The organism is Pokkaliibacter plantistimulans (genome assembly GCF_003194385.1).
GTDB lineage: Bacteria > Pseudomonadota > Gammaproteobacteria > Pseudomonadales > Balneatricaceae > Pokkaliibacter > Pokkaliibacter plantistimulans.
In genome coordinates this window covers 1-3,332 of sequence record NZ_LAPT01000153.1, presented here as the reverse complement: position 1 = coordinate 3,332, position 3,332 = coordinate 1, and the positions used below count along the sequence as shown (strand labels likewise).

Annotated in this window: 6 protein-coding genes; 4 read left to right on the top strand and 2 right to left on the bottom strand. The window is 52.0% G+C overall.

The genetic code is table 11. The features are described from left to right. The first annotated feature begins 419 nt into the window (after positions 1-419). The 3 genes from WH50_RS24990 to WH50_RS24980 are packed head-to-tail and all read left to right on the top strand — an operon-like array spanning position 420 to position 2,139. Entirely contained in the window at positions 420-944 is a 525-nt protein-coding gene (locus tag WH50_RS24990; protein ID WP_110190110.1) for a phage tail protein, read from the top strand. A gap of 39 nt (positions 945-983) precedes the next feature. Continuing rightward, positions 984-1,523 carry a phage tail protein gene (locus WH50_RS24985; protein ID WP_110190108.1) on the top strand — a complete coding sequence of 180 codons (540 nt, stop codon included), beginning with the start codon at positions 984-986 and terminating at the stop codon, positions 1,521-1,523. A gap of 37 nt (positions 1,524-1,560) precedes the next feature. Further along, entirely contained in the window at positions 1,561-2,139 is a 579-nt protein-coding gene (locus WH50_RS24980; RefSeq protein WP_110190106.1) for a phage tail protein, read from the top strand. 65 nt (positions 2,140-2,204) lie between these two features. Here the strand turns inward: WH50_RS24980 and WH50_RS24975 are convergent, their stop codons facing one another. Beyond that, positions 2,205-2,516 carry a phage tail assembly chaperone gene (locus tag WH50_RS24975; protein WP_207780480.1) on the bottom strand — a complete coding sequence of 104 codons (312 nt, stop codon included), beginning with the start codon at positions 2,514-2,516 and terminating at the stop codon, positions 2,205-2,207. Positions 2,517-2,524: 8 nt separating this feature from the next. Then, entirely contained in the window at positions 2,525-3,100 is a 576-nt protein-coding gene (locus WH50_RS24970; RefSeq protein WP_133251429.1) for a hypothetical protein, read from the bottom strand. Between the two features lie 44 nt (positions 3,101-3,144). Here WH50_RS24970 and WH50_RS24965 point away from each other — a divergent pair. Further along, on the top strand, positions 3,145-3,332 hold a 188-nt coding region (locus WH50_RS24965), incomplete at its 3' end, for a transposase (RefSeq protein WP_133251428.1).

Here is a 3,332-nt window from a genome sequence, read left to right as displayed (position 1 = left end):
ACGCGACGGCCTCCAGCTTGAACTCTGGAGTAAAGGACTGACGACGTTTGCTCATAAATAAGACACCTCACTGAGCGCGTTAGAATAACGCTTTACTGAGTGTCCGAAATCATTGAGCCACTACAAAACGGGTCAATGAGAGTTAGGGTTATAGACCCTAGTGATCCCTTTGGGAAGTTGCCTTATCGAGGCAACGCGGATCAACAGTACCCACGCGGGTTCTGACACCGGAGCTATTAGCTTGCGAGCTCTCCACAGGATAAGTAGCTGAATATGAATTACCTATACGTATAGCCGGAGATGCTGATAAACATCGCCTTTTACTAAAATAAATTTACACCTTCTGGACATATAACCACTCTATCAGCTACACCTTGATACGCTGTCAACGCTCTTTCAGGAAGCTAGGAGATGCTCTTATGAGTGACGCGTTTTTAGGTGAAATTAGGATGTTCTCGTTCCCCTTCGCCCCCACCAGCTGGGCGAAGTGCGATGGTGCAACCATGCAAGTTGCACAGAATCAGGCGCTGTTTTCACTGCTTGGGAACAGCTACGGGGGGGATTTAAAAACGTACTTCAACCTGCCCGACCTGCGTGGCCGCACCCCGATGGGTAATACCGATCCGAATGCCGCCACCACGCCCGGCGGCGCTGAAGCGGTTACGCTTACCGTCGCTCAGATACCTCTTCACAATCACGATGTGCAGGTCACCACTGAGACTGGCACCGATGCTGCCGCAAAAGATACCTTTTATGCAGGCGTCCCCCAGGGCGTCGGCCCCTCTCCTGCCAATCTGTATGGGCAGGCATCTTCCAACTTAGTGAAGATTCAACCCTCCTTGACGAGCACAGGAGGTGGGCAAGCACATAACAATATGCAACCCTTTTTGGTGACGAACTTCTGTATCTGTATATCGGGTATTTATCCACCTAGACCATGGTGATTTTCAACGGTCTCTATTACGAAAAAAGAGGATAGAAAAATGGAACCATATCTGGGTGAGATCCGTATTTTTGCCGGCAATTACGCGCCGGAAAACTGGGCTTTATGTAATGGCCAGTTGTTAGCGATTGTTGATTATCAGGCTTTGTATGCCTTGATAGGGACAACATACGGCGGAGATGGTCGCAGCACTTTTCAGCTGCCTAATATGAATGGCAGTATTCCAATTGGGCAGGGCCAGGGGACCGGGCTGACCAACCGGGTGATGGGGCAAAGTGGCGGCAGCCAGTCGGTCACCTTAACAGAGGCGCAAATACCAGCTCATACCCATGATCTGTATTGCAGCTCATCAACGGCGATTAGTGCTACTCCCAATCAAAGTCTTCTTTTTGCAGATACGGGAAGTAGTAGTTATCTCGTGTACACCAACCCGCAGCAGGGTCAGACTACACAAGACGTTGAATACAATGCACAAGCGATTGGCGTTACGGGCAATAGTGCATCACATTACAATATGATGCCCTATATCGGCCTCAATTATATTATCGCTTTACAGGGCCTCTACCCAACTCAGCCATAGTCAGCCATTTAGCCTAATTGAATAACTCAGGAGAATTATGATGAGTGACTGTTTCATTGGGGAAATCAGGTCATTTGCTTTTAAGTTTGCCCCTGAAGACTGGGCATTTTGTAATGGCGCGTTGCTTAATGTTCAGCAGTTTCCGGCGCTGTTTTCTATTGTTGGTTTTAATTTTGGTGGAGATAAAAGGAATACATTTGGTATTCCAGACCTCCGACAGAAAGTGATTGCCCACCCGACAAACACTACAACATCAGGAATGGTGGAATATGTTCAATACGGTGTGTCATCAGGTGTCGCTTCTGTAACGCTGACGGAGTCACAGATGCCCGCTCACACTCACACACTGCACCGCTTAAATGTGCCGGGCGATTTTACCAATAAGTCTTCTGCGCCAGGCACCGGCAGCTATCTGTCTTCCTACACTTATAAAACGGGGCCTACCACCTTTACACAACTCACTGCGCTGGAAAAAGACGGCTCCCCCAATACTACATTACACCCTGCCTCGATTGGCGCTGCAGGCAATAGCCAGGCTCATGAAAACCGTCAGCCCTATTTGCCTCTGAATATGTGTATTTGCCTGAATGGGGTCTATCCACCACGACCTTCATGACGCTAGTCGTATTATTTAGTCCATGCCCTGATTCCTCAGGGCATGGGCTCCTTTCATTTGTGCATTCAGGTAAGCGCAGGCAACACCGGCCAGCTCACCCCCTCTGGGAACCCTTCCTGCTCTGGCACGTCCCGCAGCGCCTGCCGGTAGTTACGCAGGGCTTGCGGATCGCTGCCGTTATCAATGGCGTTGTTTATCAGGTTGTCTGCCTGTTGCAGCAGCTGGTTACGTCTGGTTCGCAGCTGTTCGGCGAGGGTTGCCAGCTCATAGTCACGCTGGGCGAGGATGGCCGCGCGGGTCTCTGCATCAATCCCCTGCTCTGCCATGTACTGTTCGCTGTAATCGCTGTGGCGCTGGCCATTGTGGATGTAGGTCATATATCACCTCAGGCGGGGAAGTAAGCGGGGCGGAAGCCGAATGAGCTGTTCACAATGGAGCGGATCATATGCAGCCCCAGCGTCCCCAGGCCTGCTGATGCACCAAACGATGTTGCCCCTCCACGTAGCGGCAGCCGTGTGCCGTAGTTGCGGGTGTAGAGCCCTCCAGCCAGAGATGCCCCGGCCACGGGCTCTACCAGCAGGCGTCGGAGCAGTAGCTGGCTGGTGTAGCCAGCGCTCATCCCCATGGCATTCCAGCCAACAGAGTTGGAGTAGCCGGTGGTGCTGTCGTCTCCTATATCGCCCAGTCTGTTGGTAACGGAGTTGGAGAGGATGGGCACGCCGCCTGTCGGGGAAGAGCTGTCAAAGTAGGCGGCCAGAGCAGGCCATGAGGTTTCTGCCAGTGCCGGGTTGTTATCAGCCGTACAATACATCCGGCCGTCAACAATCTTGAACTGGTCACTCCACTCCCACACATTCCCCACCAGATCGGCTATCCCCCACTCTGACAGGTTATGGTTCCAGGCGTTCGGGCCTTTCCCCGTGAGGGTATACGTGTGTAGTGGCTCAATAATTTCGGACACTCAGTAAAGCGTTATTCTAAAGCGCTCAGTGAGGTGTCTTGTTTATGAGCCAACGTCGTCAGTCCTTTACTCCAGAGTTCAAACTGGAAGCCGTCGCGTTAGTGACCGAGAAAGACTATTCCGTAACGGAGGCCTGTCAGGCGCTGGGGGTCGGCCCTACAGCGCTTCGGCGCTGGATCAAACAGGTGGAACATGAACAGAACGGTGTGGTGCTCTCAGGGAGTCAGGCATT